We start from the raw sequence: 15,443 nt of genomic DNA on the forward strand, positions 1-15,443 counted from the left end.
CTGACCCTGGTTTACCGGTTTTGAAGGAAACTGAATGAAGCAATCTACCAAAGCAGCCCTGATTTCCGGCCTCGGCTTCCCCGGCCTTGGCCAAATGCTGGTACTGAAGCGCACAGTGCGTGGCCTGGTATTCATGCTGCCGGCGCTGGCAGTTTTCGGCTGGCTGATGTATGGCGTATGGAAAGCCACCGCGGTCCTGATGGACCAAGCGCTGAGCGGCGCCCTGCCGCCCGACCCGATCCTCATCGCCCAGCGGCTAACCAAGGCCAGCATCATGCCCGGCACCTCCACGGCAGGCTGGATCCTGCTGGCCTGCTGGGTCGCCAGCATCGTCGACGCGCTCCTGACGCGCGACAAGCCTTAAGCCACGCTGCGCGCCACCCGGGCTGCGCGCTGCACATCCTGTGCTTCGTCATCCCACACCGCGGCCTGGGTAATTTCCTCCGCCCCCACCTGCGCGCCATCGGCGTTAAAACGCAGCCATGCCAACGCCCCGCCTGGCGTCACGCCGATCGCATGCACGCCGCCGTGATTCGGCGCCGCCATCAGCGCCGCCATCACCAGCGTCGTTGCGATGGGCACAGGCATGCCCCAATGCCCGCCCTGCTTCCGGCACACCAGCCACAGGCCGCCCGCACCGTCGCCATAAGCGAGGTACTCGCCCACCGGGCTCGACTCGCTCCACACCACGCATGCTCCGCCGATATTGGCGACCGGTTGCGGCACGGACTGCCCGCCGCGATAGACGACGATGCTCTCGCCTGCCACAAACACGTCAGGCACGTTCGGAACGTTGGACGGCGCCAGGTGCAGGCTGGACGCTCGGCGCGGCAGGCCCTGGTAGTCGATCGCGATCCCCCAGGAGGCCGCGCGGGAAAAGCTGTTGAAACGCAGGGTGCGGCCGCAAGGCGTATCACTCAGGCGCCAGGCACCCGGCACCCTGTAGCTGCCGATTGCCGACGCTAGCGAGTCAACGCCCTCCTGTTCTTCCCAGGCACTCAACGGGCCTTCCATCGCTGCGTTGAAGTACCATGTCTTCGCCGCAGTCACCAGCACCATCGGCACGGCGCCCGACTGCAGCAGGCCAAAGGAGATACGCGTGACATCATCCTGCATTTCCGGCACATGGCGCGGCGCCAGGCCGCGCATGGCCTCCACCCATGCTGCCTCGTCGAGGTGATTGGGAATGCCGACTGCCACATGCAAGGTCGGCCCGCCGCCGCTGGCCCATGGAGCAACCGCAAGCGCCAGCGCAATGGTGCCATCCGGCGCCTGCTGGACGTCGAGTGCCTGCACCTTGCCGGGCTGGTTCAAAGGCAGCATGCCGCTCAGGTCCGTCTGCGACCAACGGCCGAACGGCGTGCGGCGGAACATATATAGCGAACGATTGGCGCCGACCGTAAACACCAGCGGCAAGCCTGATGCGTCACGCACCACGAACAGGGGCGAACGGGCCAGGGCCGGTGCTGCGCAAGGGCTGGAACGGTAGCCCGTTTCATACAGCGGCACCAGTTCCTGCCGCACCAGCGCAGGCAGTTCGCGGCCAGCCGTCACCTGGCTGCGCCAATAAGGCATGTCGGCCGGCTGCGACGTGTCGTAGCGGTCGAACACCGCGTTGTAGGCGCGCAGCAGGCGCTCTTTCACGTCCAGTTCCGCCAGTTCAGGGCGCGCCAGCATATGCAGCGCCAGCTCCGCGCGGCCGCGCACAGCCTCGCCCTGGCAGCTATACAGGGTAGTCCACGACAGCGCCTCGCTCGCCATCGGTTCACGTTGCAGCACAATGCGCGCCACGCGCGCTGCGGCATAACTCAAGGCGCCCGACGCACTGGCGCCGCCCCACTTCCGTACCTGCGCCACCGGCACAGATGTCATCAGCACAGACATGCTTCACTCCCCCAGTTCAATTTCTATGTCACCAGACTCATTGATGCGCAAGTCACGGCACCCCAGCTTGCGCCCTGGGGCCAGCCCCTCGGCAACGGCGGCGAACATGTCGCCGGTAGCCGTTGCCAGGAAACCGGCAATATCCTGTTGAACCGAGGCCAGGCTGGCAGCGTTGCCTTCCCACCACAGGTTGATGCGCTGCACATTCAGCAGGTGCGGCAGCGGGTCGGACACCACGTAAATTCCGGTAGTCCCAGCGTCGGTGGCCGGCACACTCTTGCGTGCGAGCGACGCCACGCCCACCCGGCCGTTTTCGACCTGCCACTGCAGTCGCAGCGACCATTGCAGCGTCGCGCGCGCCCAGGCCTTGCCCATATAGCTGCGCTGGCGCGACAGCGGCAGTTCCTGCTTCACGCTGTCCCACTCATAACGGCCCAGCACACTGCTGATGTCGATGGTCGGACGCGGCACGCCATCCGGCCCGGCCTGGCGGCCCATGGTTACCATGCATTGCAGGTCCTGCTCCGACTCGCGGTCATGCAAGGTACGGTTGGCTTCCTGCCAGTTCAGCAGAACGTGGTCGCGATAGGTCCAGCCATTGCTGTTGCGGATGAAGCGCGCGCGCTCGCCGTTGCAGAGCGTCGCCTCGACGCCCGACTTCTCGTTCTGGCATTCCTGCGGATTGACCTGCGCCACGCCATCGCGCGACGCCACATAGTCGGGCAGCGAATCCAGGCGCCGTTGCAGCTTCTCCACCACCATTGGGTAGATGTACTGGCGCAGGAAGCTCTCGCGCCCGATCACGGCGCGGCGCATTGCTGTCTTATTGAGCACCGCCGGAGCCAGGCTGCGCAGCCAGTTTCCAACCGCAGTGATAAAGAATTCCTTCAACGGGCCGTTGTCACACGGCAAATGAGATTTATCCACGTCACATAAAGCCGCCTGGAGCACCAGGCCGCCATATTCGTTGACCGCGGCCGTGAACTCAAGGCGCCAGCCGGCCACCGGCTGACGCAGGATGTCGCGCCGGCCGTAAGCGTTGTAAAAGCGCAAATTCCCTGATGCAAGCGTCAATGTCAGTTGGGCAGTAGTTGGTGCCGCGGAGTCATATCGGATCTCGACAGGACGCAACTCGGCACGGTCCTCGCCTTCGCCGCCGAGGGCCAGGCTGCCCACTTCCATGCTCCCGTAACGGATGTCATTAGGAAACTCTCCGGCGGCCCGCATGGCGTCAATCGTACTCTCTAGCAACTTTCCGGAAGTAAACCAGCTGGCGGACAGCTGTTGCACCGAAGTCGTGGTGTCGGAACCGATTTCGAAAAATACCGCTTTAGTTGTGACCATTTTTGCTTTTAAGAATGTTAAGATTTGGCCGTTTGGCAATGACTGCACTGTAAGAAAAAAAGTCTTCCCTCGCCTTCCGGCAACCTTCCGGAGGCCGGAAGAAAACCTTCCGGACCGGAAGAAATGCTCCGGAAGGTTTCTAAGTCATTGATTTATAAGAGACAGATAAAAAGAAGGTTCAACAGGCCATGGAGTTTCAATTCGGCGACTGGTTGGTCAGTCCAGAAGCCAATGTCGTCACCAACGGGGAAGCGAAAACGCAGCTCGAGCCGCGCGTAATGGCGGTTCTGCGCTATCTTTGCCGCCACCCCGGGGCGGTAATTCCAGCGGAAGAGATCCTGCAGGCTTGTTGGGGAAGCAACGAGTTGGGCGACAACCCGGTCCATAAAGCCATCACCCAGCTGCGCCGCGCCTTCGGCGATTCGAGCACCGAACCGCGGTATATCGAGACGATCCGCAAGCGCGGTTATCGCGCAATTGCCCCCGTCGTGACCCTGGCCGCGCCACCTGCGACCACGTGGGAGGGTGGATCGCCGTTCCGGGGTCTGGAAGCATTCCAGGAAAATCACGCCGCCATCTTCTTCGGTCGCGTGCAAGCGACCGCCCAATTGCGTGAGCTGGTTCTAACCCAGGCGGCACATGGTTGTCCAATGGCGCTGGTGCTCGGACCTTCCGGCTCCGGGAAGACTTCGCTGGTCCGCGCCGGTCTGCTGCCTCAATTAATGGCTGGTGCAGTTCGCTCAGACGAGCCTGTCGGACTCTCCAGCACGGTTTATCTAGACTGCGCCGACCTCGGCAGCGGCACCCTGTTCCAGGCCTTGGCCGGCGCCCTAATCGACGCCGAGATCAACGGCGAGTCGCTATTTTCCGGTGCCAGTGCCGACAGCCTCGGCCAGCGCCTGACATCCGAGCCAGATGCCGTCGCGGCAGAACTGCGCGAACGGGCCTGCCAGCGCACGGCTATCGGCGTGTTCGTCGACCGCCTAGAAGCAGTTTTCCGTGCGCTGCCAGGCGACGCAGACCGCTTCATGGAAGTAATTGATGCGCTCGCAAAGTCAAACTGCCTGCTCATACTGATGGCGTGCCGGAATGATTTCTATCCCGAAGTCATGGCACAGCCAGTTTTGCTCGCCTTGAAGTCGCGCGGCGGTCACTTCGATGTACTTCCACCAGACGGCGCCGACATCGCCCAAATCGTTCGTCAGCCGGCCCTCGCTGCCAGCTTGACGTTTGAAAAAGATGAAAAAACCGATGCCCGACTCGACGACGTTCTTTGCGATGCCGCTCGAGGCAACCCTGATACCCTGCCACTACTCCAATATTGCTTAAACGAGCTCTACCGTCAGCGAAGTGAAGAGGGGCAGTTAAGGTTCGCGATTTATCGGGAACTGGGCGGAATCGACGGTGCCGTTGGCGTACGAGCAGAGCAAGTTGTAGGTCGCTTAACGTCATCGCAGTTGGAAGCGCTACCTCGCGTTCTCTCGCTGCTAGTGAATATTGGAGAAGACCAAACTTCAGTTACTTCTCGTCGCAGTCCTTTATCGATGTTGAAGACCGACGATGAACGTGAACTGGTACGGGTTATGGTTGAAGCACGTCTCTTCGTCAGTGAATTGGCCGGCGACGTTCCAAGTTTTGGTGTTGCACATGAAGCGCTGTTGCGTCGCTGGCCACGGGTTTCCGATTGGGTTGAATACCATCGTCAAGCATTGCAATTGCGAACTCGCCTACGAGGGCAAGCAGAACGATGGGAACAAGCGGAACGGAGGAATGATCTCCTTATACCCCAAGGTATGCAAACGCACCAAGCCGCTGAGTTGTTGCGCTTGCCCGACTTCGCAATTGCTCCGCTTGAATCTGAATTTATTCGGCGGTCGATCGCCCGTGCAAAATTCCGTGAACGCATCAATGTCGTTGTGATCACAGCCATTCTTCTCCTGGCGATCCTTTCGACAGTACTTGGTCTTATTGCGCGAAATTCGCAACGGGAGTCCGAAGAACATCGAATCGAAGCTGAAGGTTTGATGGGTTATATGCTGGGGGAATTTGTAGAAAAAGTGCGCCCATTAGGTAGATTAGAATTGCTTGACGACGTGAGTGCTCGAGCACTTCAGTATTTAACGGCGACAAAACACTCTACTACGACGCCGGAGTCCGTGACCCATAGGGCCAAAGCCTTGCAAGTGATTGCAGAGGTCAACATCGCACGCGCCACGCCAGAGAAGGCTAAGGAGGCATTGCTGACGGCTCGCGAACTCTTGCTTCAACAAGGCTCATCTAACAGTACCGACGAAGCACATCTAAAGAATCTCGGTACAAATGCCTATTGGCTCGGATTGGTTCATCTAAGGCAAAGGGAATTTGAAATCGCCACGAAATATTTCAATGAATATAAGGCGGCAAGCGAAAGATGGCGAGCAGTGGCGCCGGAAAACGTGGATGCGATTATCGAACTGGCTTATAGCCATGGAAACCTGGGCACAGTAGCTCTCCGCCAAGGCAATTTAGAGTTTGCAGCTGCATCATTCGGCACGTCCGTACAACTAAAGGAGCAGGCGCTTAGCAAGCGTAAAACCGCTGAGCTTTCTGGCGGCCTTGCAAATAGCATCGTCGGTCTCGCCGCAGTGAAGGTACGATTGGGTCAACTTTCGGAAGCATATGACCTTTATAAACAATCGGAATTGCTTCTCCAAGATCTCATTTCTCAATCTCCGAATGATGCCACTTGGCAACTGAGGTTGAGCCATACGTTGCGCTTCCAAGGTGAGCTCAGTTCCGCAATGGGTCATTCAACTCAAGCTATCGAGAAATATCGGGAGGCAAACATATTGCTTACCCGATTGGTTCAGCAGGACTCCAGCAACCAGGAATGGTTCTATATCTTAGCTGAAAATCAACTTCGGATGATTCGTGAGGAGGCTTTAACGAAACCTCGGGCTACGACCTTGAGCGATCTCGATATGTTGTTGAAAAACATAGCCAACAACAAGAGTGCTGAACCACAGATGGCCCGGGCTAGTGCACTCAAAGGCCGAATTGATGTGCTAAGGGGTGAAGTACTGCTAATGGCTAAGCAATCTTCCGAAGCGACGAGCCGTTTCGATACCGCAACAACCGAGCTTGAGGGGCTGCTTAAGAAGAACAAAGCTGACACCCTACTCTTCGAAAGTTACATCGAGGCTTTACTTGGCCGCGCACGTTCCCGTGGTTGGAATTCATCTGAATCTCAACAGGATTGCCGACTGGCCTTGGCGGCTTTGAAGGCTTCACCAGGGGATCAGCGCGATTACCACCTCTTAGTTCCATCAGCAATCGCAAACAGATGTCTCGGAAACAAGGCCGAGCTCGCCGAAGACAAGAGGAAGTTAAGTCAAATAGCGTATCGTGACGAGCGCTATCTTCGTATTATCTCGTCACAGTAAAGACATACAACAAGGAGTATCTCATGCCAAAAATCCAAAACTCGTTGGACGCAGCACCTGTCATTCAAGTTCAAGTTGTCGCAGTTCCTTCACTCGATTCAGCGACAAAGAAGGTGAAATATCAAACTACTTTTACCCCCGCAAAGGTCAAGGTGACCGCTCCTGATACTATCTTGAGCTATGAATTGGTGGCGCCGACACCGTCTGGAGTACGCTTCAAGTCAGTGAACGTCAAGGGAAAGCGCCCTGAACAAATTAGTGCCCCGACGATCAGTCAGAGTGGGAAAGTGATGGTAATGACGGATGCGAACTCATTTAAAGAAGTATTGAATTTAACGATTCACTTCAAAGACTCTGATGAGCTCGAGTTCGCTGTTGATCCTGAAGTTGAGAACGATCCGGGCCAACCAGAGTTCTCGGATGGTCAAATTGCGACGGCTATGTTGGAGCCGGAAGAAGGTAACGATCCTGGCCAATAAGATTGGCGCTCCCTAAGCACCAGCATCCCAATGGCCGCTTTCTTTTCAGCTGCATCCGCAATACGATTTTTCTCAAAGTAATTTGAAGCCGTTTGCGACTTGGCCCGCGTTACGCAAACGCAGCAGAGCCTCCCGAAGTCTTGAATGGTCTGCGTAGAGAATTCTTAACGCATATTGTCCAAGGCGCCGCGGGCGCCGCTAATGCGGCGTCCTGCGGCGTTTTCATTTTTGGCGGTACAGCGGCGGATCACTGCCCAATAGGATGTAGCCAAGCACTCGGTGCCTTCGAAGTAGCCTCGCTCTCGTAACAGTTTATGCAACGCTGGCAGTTTATAGCCTGGCACAGTTGCGGCCATGTGGTGTTCAAGGTGGTAGTTGACGAAGTTGGGAGCGACCAGCAAACGCGCGAGCGGGCCGGCCAACGTGGTCGCTGTGTTGCGGCGCGGGTCTCGGTCCATATGATCGGGCACGCCGCCATGCTCGCCCATCACGCGCAAGCGCAGCAACAGCGGAAAGACGAAGAGCTGGCCAAGCCACCAGCATGCGTAAACCTCTGGCACACCCAATGCCCACAGCACGGCGATGATCAGCCCATGCATAACGAATACCGGATACAGCGCACCGCGATCGCTCGGCTGGAATTGGTAGACGATCCCCTTCACGCCGTTCACGCCGGAGACGTCGCGCAATAGTTTTCGGAGCAGGCTGGCGCGCGTAGCGGGGTAACCGGCGACAAAAGCAAGGTCCGGATCAGCGCCCGTGCCTGCAGCACGATGGTGTTCCAAATGCCCGCGACGATATGCCGCATAAGGCACGTTTGGCAGGGCGCCGAAAACCCACTTTCCCATCCATTGGTTCACTTTGCGAGAAGTGAAGAAATTCAGATGCGCGGCATCGTGCGTAAGGATCGCGAAGCCGAGCGCTCGGCCGGCGAGCAGCACACTAGCGAATATCCAGGCGATCGGATGATGCCAAACCGCGGGTAGCGCGAAGCCGGCTGCGACCAGCGCCACGTTGACAAGCATGACGTAGGAAGCACGCCAGTTGTCGGCAGTAGTGAAGGCCCGAAGCTCTTGCTTGTCGATGTAGGAGAGGATGTTCATGTGGCCATCCTAGCGCCGCACGCAGCAGATCATGGTACATTATTCGTCATGCAACGCACTTTTTCCGCCACACCGACAAGCATCTACATCGACCACAACTGCTGGGCTGGCGGCGTCATGCTGATTCGCGAGTTGCTCGCGGTCGCAGGGACGTTGAACGCGCGTGAGGTCGATTTGCATGCCGCCGCGATGTTCGATGTGGCTCTCGTCGGTCCTACCTTGCAGCCAGTCCGTTCCTTCACGGGGCCGCCATTGCTACCGGAGCGCAGCTTGCGCAATGCCAAAATAGCCGGCGTTCTGGTGCTGCCCTCCTTCTACGGCGACGTGCCAACCAGCCCTTCCCTACTGCGCTGGATCGTCAGGCACTACGAAGCAGGCGGCTGCGTCCTCGCTTCGGCCAGTGGCGTGCGATTGCTGGCGGCAACTGGCTTGCTCGATGGGCATGATGCCACGTGCAATCTGGCGGACCGGCGCGCAATCGCTGCCGCGCGTCCAGCGGTACGCCTGTCGCCGCAATCGCCACTCGTCGTTGATGGCAGGCTGATCACAGCGGCCAGCATCACGCCAACCATCGACGCTTGCGCCCACTTGGTAAAGCGTTTCCATGGCGAGAAAGCTGCGCTGAAGTTCGCTCGCTATGCCAACTCGGCGCGCCAGTTGGCAGACGTCGGCCTGGCTAGCGGGCACCATGAACACGGCGATGTCCGCATCCAGGCCGCGCAACGGTATATTGAACAACATAGCTGCGCTGGCATCACACCCGACGACGTGGCGCGCCATATCGCCATGAGCCAGCGCAACCTGGCGCGGCGTTTCAGCGCGGCGCTCAGCGTCACGCCGGTGCAGTACATTCTTCGATGCCGAATCGAGCAGGCCAAGCGCCTGTTGGCAAAACCGAGCGCTGGTTTGCGACGCGTTGCGATTGAAACCGGTTTCAGCGACGAGGCCGTTTTCCGCCGCGCGTTCAAGCAGGTGACGGGCCAGGCGCCCAGTGCCTGGCGAACGTTGCTCGGCAATTAACGGATGTTGTTTATCAGTGCTGATGGTGCCTGTTGCACTGTACATTCCCGCAGGGCAATGCCACCATGTGAACACACCTAGAAAACAAACCATCGGGATGAGAATCACAGCACTGCAAGGCCTGCGCACCAGGCCGCTGGCAGTCTTGCTGCTCGCGGCGGCAAACGCATGCGCGCAAGATGCCGACTTGACCACCTTGCCGCTTGAGCAATTGATGTCGATGGAGGTCTTTAGCGCCTCCCGCTTTAACCAAAAAGCGACGCAAGCTCCTTCGAATGTAACCGTACTTACTTCAGCCGACATCCGTGCCTACGGTTGGCGCACGCTCGCCGATGCGTTGCGCAGCATTCGCGGGCTGTACACCAGCAACGACCGCAGCTACAGCTATCTCGGGGCGCGTGGCTTCTTGCGGCCGGGCGACCTGAATACGCGCTTCCTTCTGCAGATTGATGGCACGCGCATCAACGATCCGGTTTTCGACCAGGCGCAGCTTGGCGCTGAATTCCCGCTTGATCTTGAACTGGTCGATCGCATCGAATTTGTGCCGGGGCCGGGATCGTCGATCTACGGCACCAACGCATTCTTCGGCGTGATCAATGTGATCACCCGCCGCGCGCCCGACATCGAGGGGACGCGCGCCACGCTGGAAGCTGGCCAGGCCGGCACTCGCTCCGGCAGCGCAAGCTACGGCTGGCGAAACGGCGATGCCGAATTGCTGCTGGCAGCTAACCGCGGCCTCAGTGATGGCCGCGACCTCTACTTCCCCGAATTCGGCGGTACCGCGCACGGGCTGGATTGGGAACGCTACTCGCGCTTCTTTGCGCGCGGCCAAGTTGGCGCATGGTCCCTAACCCTGATCGACGGCAAGCGGACCAAGGGCATGCCAACGGCTTCTTACGGCCAGCCATTCGACGTCGCGGGCGGACTGACGGTCGACGAATTGCGGATGGCGGAAGTCGGCTATCGCGCTACGATGCTGCCGATGCACGGCGAGCTTTCGGCCCGCCTTTACCATTCCGAGTACCTTTATGACGGGCACTTCGTCAACCAGGAACCCTTCGGCACCATCAACTTGGACCGGACCCGCGCCAAGTGGTGGGGAGCGGACGTCAACCTGTTCCTGCAGCTGCTCGAATCCCACAAGTTGGTCGTCGGTGCGGATTACCAGTACAACCACGATGTGCTGCAGCAGAACTTCGACACCGAGCCTTTCGTCAGCTACCTGAATGACCGCTCACAAAGCAAGCGTTTCGGCATCTATATGCAGGATGAAATCACGCTGGCCAAAGGCATCCTGCTCAACGCCGGCCTGCGCTACGACCGTGAAACCAGCACTGGCGGCGTATTCAATCCGCGCCTAGCCCTGATTGCCGAACTGTCGCCGGAAACAACGGTCAAAGCCATCTACGGCAGCGCATTCCGCACGCCTAACAGCTATGAACTGTTCTACGGTATCGACACCGAAGGCGGTCAATTGGCGAACCCCGATCTTGGCCGCGAGCGCATTCGCAGCCATGAACTATCCTTGGTCCGGCAATTGGGCGCCAACGCGCGCTTCACGCTGAGCGCTTATGCCAATGAGGCTTCCGGCCTGGTAACCGAAGTCGAGGACGAGGAATTCGGCTTGCCGATCTTCCGCAACCTGGGCCGGGCGCGTGCGCGCGGTATCGAACTTGAATATGAACGCTCCTTCAGGAACGGAGCGAGACTGCGAAGCAGCATTTCGCGCCAGACCGTCACGGGCGGCATCAGCGAGGTCAATTCACCGCGCTGGCTGGCCAAGTTCAATGCCACCGGGCGGCTGGCCGGCGTCTGGCATGTCGGTGTCGAGGGCCAGTACATGGGCGGGCGCAGGCTGCTCGATGGCGGCGAGACGGCAGGCTTCATGCTTGCCAACATCAACTTCTTCACCGTCGGACTGACCCGCCACTTCGACGCCTCGCTTGGCATACAGAACCTGTTCGACCGGCGCTATGCGGATCCGTCTTCGCTGGGACTGCTGCAGCACTCCATCGAGCAAGACGGCCGCCGCGTCTATCTCAGGCTGAAGGCGGCCTACTGATGATGCGCCAACTCTTCGCCCTGCTGCTTCTGCTGGTCACCGCGAGCGAATACGCGCGCGCCCAGCTTCCTGCGGGCGCAGACGAGGCGGAACTGAAGGCGGCCATCCTGTACAATTTCGCCCTGTTTACCGAATGGCCTGCGGACACCCTGCCCGCCAGCGCGCCGTTGCGCCTGTGCGTCTTCCAGGGCAACGCCTTGCTGGCCGCGTTGACCGGGCTGCAGGAAAAGCAGGTCAACGGGCACCGTGTTTCAGTGCGCACGCTGCCTGCAGCGCCGGGCGGCGCACAGCTGGCGGCCTGCCACCTTCTGGTGCTGGATGCACGGGACCGCGAACGGTGGTCCCTGCTCAAGAATGACCTGGCGACCAGCAGCGTGCTGACGGTTGCGGATGACAGGATCATTGGCGCCAACGGCGCCATGATTTCTTTTGGTATCGACAATCGCCGCGTGGGCTTCGACGTGGACCTGGTGCCTGTGCGCCAGGCGCGCCTGACCCTCAGTTCCAAGCTATTGCGGCTGGCAAGGAGTGTGCAATGAAGTCGCGCGCCAAAACCGCGCTGCTGCCGATTGGCAGCAAGGTAGTGCGTTCCACCATGCTGGCGGCGGGTGCCGCCCTGTGCCTGGCCGGCATGCTGATGGTGGTGTTCCAGTTCATGGCCTTGCGCAGTACCCTCCTGCGCGATATGCAGGTGCAGGCCCGCATCGTTGGCAACAACAGCACGGCCGCCCTCCTCTTCAGCGATGCCCGTGCGGCGGAAGAGATCCTCAGCGGCCTGTCGGCATCACCCGACGTACAAAGCGCGAATATCATCGTCGGCAGCACGCCGCTGGCCCAGTTCCGCCGTAATAACGCACCGGTGCCCGAACTTGCGATCAGCGAGACCGGCCAGTCGCTGCACGAATACGGCATGGACTATATCGAGGTGCAGGAACCGATCAGCGTCGACCATAAGCTGATTGGCAGCGTCTCCATCCGGGCCACCCTGCTGCCGCTTTACCGGCGTTCGCTGGCTTTTGCCACCTTTACAGCGTTCGCGACCCTGGGTTCGTTTGCACTGGCGTGGTTGCTGGTGCGGCGTATGCGCGCGGCGGTGGCACTGGCCGAGCAGAACCTGCACTTGCTGGCGCACGTCGATCCGGTCACTTGCCTGCCCAACCGAAATGCCTTCAACGACCGGCTGGCACACGCGCTGAAGCGAGCGGACCGCCAGGAGACCAGCGTCAGCATGCTCCTGCTCGATCTCGACAACTTCAAGATCGTCAACGATACGCTGGGCCACGACATCGGCGACATGCTGTTGCGCCAGGTGGCGGAGCGCCTGGGGCAAACCCTGCGCAGCACGGATGTCATCTGCCGTATCGGCGGCGATGAGTTCGTGGTGATCGTCGAGCCGGCAGAGGATGACGCAGAACCGGACCAGGTGGCGCGCAAGATCCTGCGTGCACTGGCCGACCCGTTCATGGTCGAAACCCACCAGCTCTTCGTCAGCGCGAGTATTGGCGTCAGCGTCTATCCGCAGGATGCTCCCGACGCGGCAGCCGTGGTGCGCTGCGCCGACATTGCCATGTACCACGCCAAGAACAAGGGCAAGAATGCCTATGAAGTCTTCCATGCGGAGATGGCGCAGCGGGCCAGTAAGCGCCTGGCGCTGGAGGCCAACCTGCGCAAGGCTTTGCAGAATCATGAGCTGTCCTTGCACTACCAGCCGCAGATAGACACGCGCACCGGGCGCATGCGCGGCATGGAGGTTCTGGTACGCTGGCACTGCGAAGCATTGGGCGGCATGGTGAGCCCGGCGGAGTTCATTCCGGTGGCGGAGGAAAGCGGCGTGATCGTGCCGTTGGGCCGCTGGGTGCTGCAGACCGCGATCCGCCAGGCGGCAACCTGGCGCAAGGCGGGACTGATGGAGGACATCGAGCACGTGGCGGTGAATGTTTCGGCGTGCCAGACCAAGGATGCGCAGCTGATGTACGAGGTGCAGGGATTGCTGATGGAGACGGGCTTGCCGCCCCGCCTGCTGGAACTGGAGATTACCGAGGGCGTGCTGATGGAGAATGTGAATGCCAATATCGCCTTGCTGCACAAGATACAGGCGGCAGGCATCCATCTGTCCATCGACGACTTCGGGACCGGGTATTCCTCGATGGCCTATTTGAAGCGCTTCCCGATCGACCAGCTCAAGATCGACCGCAGCTTTATCCATGCGGTGCCTGGTGATGGCGCGGCGATCGCGAAGGCGATCATTGCGATGGCGCATTCGCTGAACATGACTGTGGTGGCGGAAGGCGTGGAAACCGAGGAGCAGGTGGCGTTCCTGTCGGATGCCGGGTGCGATGTGATGCAGGGGTATTACTTTGCGCGGCCAATGCCGGCGGAGCAGTTGGAGGCTTTGCTGCGGGAGAGGCGGCTGTGGGCAGCCTGAAAACCCGGTAAACCTGGGTCTGACCCTTGGGTCAGACCCGCCTCACCGGGTTTTAATCCAGCTTGGTCGCGTGCTCGCGCGTCGCGTGGAAGGTCAGCTTCGGCCAGCGCTCCTGGGTCAGGCGCAGGTTGACGCCGGAAGTAGCCAGGTAAGCCAGGTTGCCCGCCGCGTCATACGCCACGTTATGACCGAGCGCCGCTTCGAAATCGGCCAGCGCCTTCTTGTCATCGCTGGAAACCCAGCGCGCAGTCGAAATCGAGGTGCTCTCGAACACCGCATCCACGCCGTACTCATTCATCAGGCGCGAAGCCACCACTTCGAACTGCAGCACGCCGACCGCGCCCAGTACCACCTCACCGCCCTGCACCGGCTTGAACACCTGCACAGCGCCCTCTTCACCCAGCTGCTGCAAGCCTTTCTGCAGCTGCTTGATCTTCAGCGGGTTACGGATGCGCACCTGGCGGAAGAAGTCCGGCGCAAAGTACGGAATGCCGGTGAACTGCAGCATCTCGCCTTCAGAGAAGGAATCCCCGATCTGCATATTGCCGTGGTTCGGCAAGCCGATGATGTCGCCGGCGTAAGCCTCTTCCACCTGCTCGCGCGACGAGGCCATGAACGTGACCACGGACGACACCTTCACCTCGCGGTTCAGGCGCAGGTGCTTGACCTTCATGCCGCGCTCGAATCGGCCGGAGCAAACGCGCAGGAAGGCGATACGGTCGCGGTGCGCCGGGTCCATATTGGCCTGGATCTTGAACACGAAGCCGGAAAACTTCTCCTCGGTCGGCTGCACGGTACGCACCGACGCATCGCGCGATTCCGGCGCGGGCGCCCAGTCGACCAGCGCGGACAGGATCTCGCGCACGCCGAAGTTGTTGATCGCGGAGCCGAAGAAGACCGGGGTCTGCTTGCCGGCCAGGAAGTCTTCCAGGCTGAACGGATGGGAGGCGCCATGTACCAGCTCCACTTCCATGCGCAGCTGGTCCATCTCCAGGGGGAACATCTCCTGCAGGCGCGGATTGTCGATACCCTTGATCACCTCGAAGCTTTGCACGCTCTCTTCGCCGGCGCGGAACAGCAGGATCTCGTCGTTGATCAGGTGGTAGACACCGCGGAAGTTCTTGCCCATGCCGATCGGCCAGGTCACCGGCGCGCACTGGATCTTCAGCACCGATTCCACTTCATCGAGCAACTCGAGCGGATCGCGGCATTCGCGATCCAGCTTGTTCATGAAGGTGACGATCGGCGTATTGCGCATGCGGCAAACGTCAAGCAGCTTGATGGTCTGCGCTTCCACGCCCTTGGCCGCGTCGATCACCATCAGGCCCGAGTCGACCGCGGTCAGCACGCGATAGGTATCTTCGGAAAAGTCCTGGTGGCCCGGCGTGTCGAGCAAGTTGATGATGTGGTCGCGGAACTCGAACTGCATCACCGAGGACGCCACGGAAATGCCGCGCTGCTTCTCGATTTCCATCCAGTCGGAGGTGGCATGGCGGCCGCTCTTGCGGGCCTTGACGGTACCGGCCATCTGGATCGCGCCCGAGAACAGCAGCAGCTTCTCGGTCAAGGTGGTTTTACCCGCGTCGGGGTGGGAAATAATGCCGAAAGTACGGCGGCGGGCAACCTCGCGTGCAATCAGCGCAGGGGTCTTGCTCGAGCTTTGAATTTGGATATCGTCAGACATGATGGCAGCCAGGGGTTGGC

Annotated in this window: 11 protein-coding genes; 7 read left to right on the forward strand and 4 right to left on the reverse strand. The window is 60.0% G+C overall.

Annotation, left to right across the window (positions count from 1 at the left end; genetic code table 11):
• The first annotated feature begins 34 nt into the window (after positions 1 to 34).
• Entirely contained in the window at positions 35 to 364 is a 330-nt protein-coding gene (locus ACN9MW_RS18610) for a hypothetical protein (protein WP_426161962.1), read from the forward strand.
• Here the strand turns inward: ACN9MW_RS18610 and ACN9MW_RS18615 are convergent.
• The gene (locus tag ACN9MW_RS18615; protein WP_426161963.1) at positions 361 to 1,884 is read right to left on the reverse strand and encodes a hypothetical protein; all 1,524 of its coding nucleotides are present in this window, start codon (positions 1,882 to 1,884) and stop codon (positions 361 to 363) included. The two genes, ACN9MW_RS18610 and ACN9MW_RS18615, sit on opposite strands and share 4 nt — an antisense overlap.
• 3 nt (positions 1,885 to 1,887) lie before the next feature.
• Positions 1,888 to 3,228 carry a hypothetical protein gene (locus ACN9MW_RS18620; protein WP_426161964.1) on the reverse strand — a complete coding sequence of 447 codons (1,341 nt, stop codon included), beginning with the start codon at positions 3,226 to 3,228 and terminating at the stop codon, positions 1,888 to 1,890.
• Positions 3,229 to 3,416: 188 nt separating this feature from the next.
• Here ACN9MW_RS18620 and ACN9MW_RS18625 point away from each other — a divergent pair, with 188 nt between their 5' ends.
• Positions 3,417 to 6,650, forward strand: coding sequence for a winged helix-turn-helix domain-containing protein (locus ACN9MW_RS18625; RefSeq protein ID WP_426161965.1), 3,234 nt, complete (start codon positions 3,417 to 3,419; stop codon positions 6,648 to 6,650).
• A 23-nt stretch (positions 6,651 to 6,673) separates the two neighbouring features.
• Positions 6,674 to 7,129 (forward strand): hypothetical protein, encoded by a 456-nt coding sequence (locus ACN9MW_RS18630; RefSeq protein ID WP_426161966.1) that lies wholly within the window; start codon positions 6,674 to 6,676, stop codon positions 7,127 to 7,129.
• A 164-nt stretch (positions 7,130 to 7,293) separates the two neighbouring features.
• On the opposite strand, the gene ACN9MW_RS18635 is transcribed toward ACN9MW_RS18630, so the two are convergent.
• Complete coding sequence (locus ACN9MW_RS18635; RefSeq protein ID WP_426161967.1) at positions 7,294 to 8,232, reverse strand: fatty acid desaturase family protein; 939 nt, start codon at positions 8,230 to 8,232, stop codon at positions 7,294 to 7,296.
• Between the two features lie 48 nt (positions 8,233 to 8,280).
• Between ACN9MW_RS18635 and ACN9MW_RS18640 the strand changes: the two genes are divergently transcribed.
• From ACN9MW_RS18640 to ACN9MW_RS18655, 4 genes are all read left to right on the forward strand, one after another.
• A complete protein-coding gene (locus tag ACN9MW_RS18640; protein ID WP_426161968.1) occupies positions 8,281 to 9,252 on the forward strand; it encodes a GlxA family transcriptional regulator in 972 nt (323 codons plus the stop codon).
• A gap of 97 nt (positions 9,253 to 9,349) precedes the next feature.
• Positions 9,350 to 11,314 (forward strand): TonB-dependent receptor plug domain-containing protein, encoded by a 1,965-nt coding sequence (locus ACN9MW_RS18645; protein WP_426161969.1) that lies wholly within the window; start codon positions 9,350 to 9,352, stop codon positions 11,312 to 11,314.
• A complete protein-coding gene (locus ACN9MW_RS18650) occupies positions 11,314 to 11,853 on the forward strand; it encodes a YfiR family protein (RefSeq protein ID WP_426161970.1) in 540 nt (179 codons plus the stop codon). Before ACN9MW_RS18645 ends, ACN9MW_RS18650 begins: the two co-directional genes overlap by 1 nt.
• Positions 11,850 to 13,739, forward strand: coding sequence for a putative bifunctional diguanylate cyclase/phosphodiesterase (locus tag ACN9MW_RS18655; protein WP_426161971.1), 1,890 nt, complete (start codon positions 11,850 to 11,852; stop codon positions 13,737 to 13,739). Before ACN9MW_RS18650 ends, ACN9MW_RS18655 begins: the two co-directional genes overlap by 4 nt.
• A 52-nt stretch (positions 13,740 to 13,791) precedes the next feature.
• On the opposite strand, the gene ACN9MW_RS18660 is transcribed toward ACN9MW_RS18655, so the two are convergent.
• On the reverse strand, positions 13,792 to 15,423 hold the full coding sequence (locus ACN9MW_RS18660) for a peptide chain release factor 3 (protein WP_426161972.1): 1,632 nt from the start codon (positions 15,421 to 15,423) through the stop codon (positions 13,792 to 13,794).
• Between the last annotated feature and the right edge of the window lie 20 nt (positions 15,424 to 15,443).

Source organism: Pseudoduganella sp. R-34, assembly GCF_049904655.1.
In the GTDB taxonomy this organism is placed as follows: domain Bacteria; phylum Pseudomonadota; class Gammaproteobacteria; order Burkholderiales; family Burkholderiaceae_D; genus Rugamonas.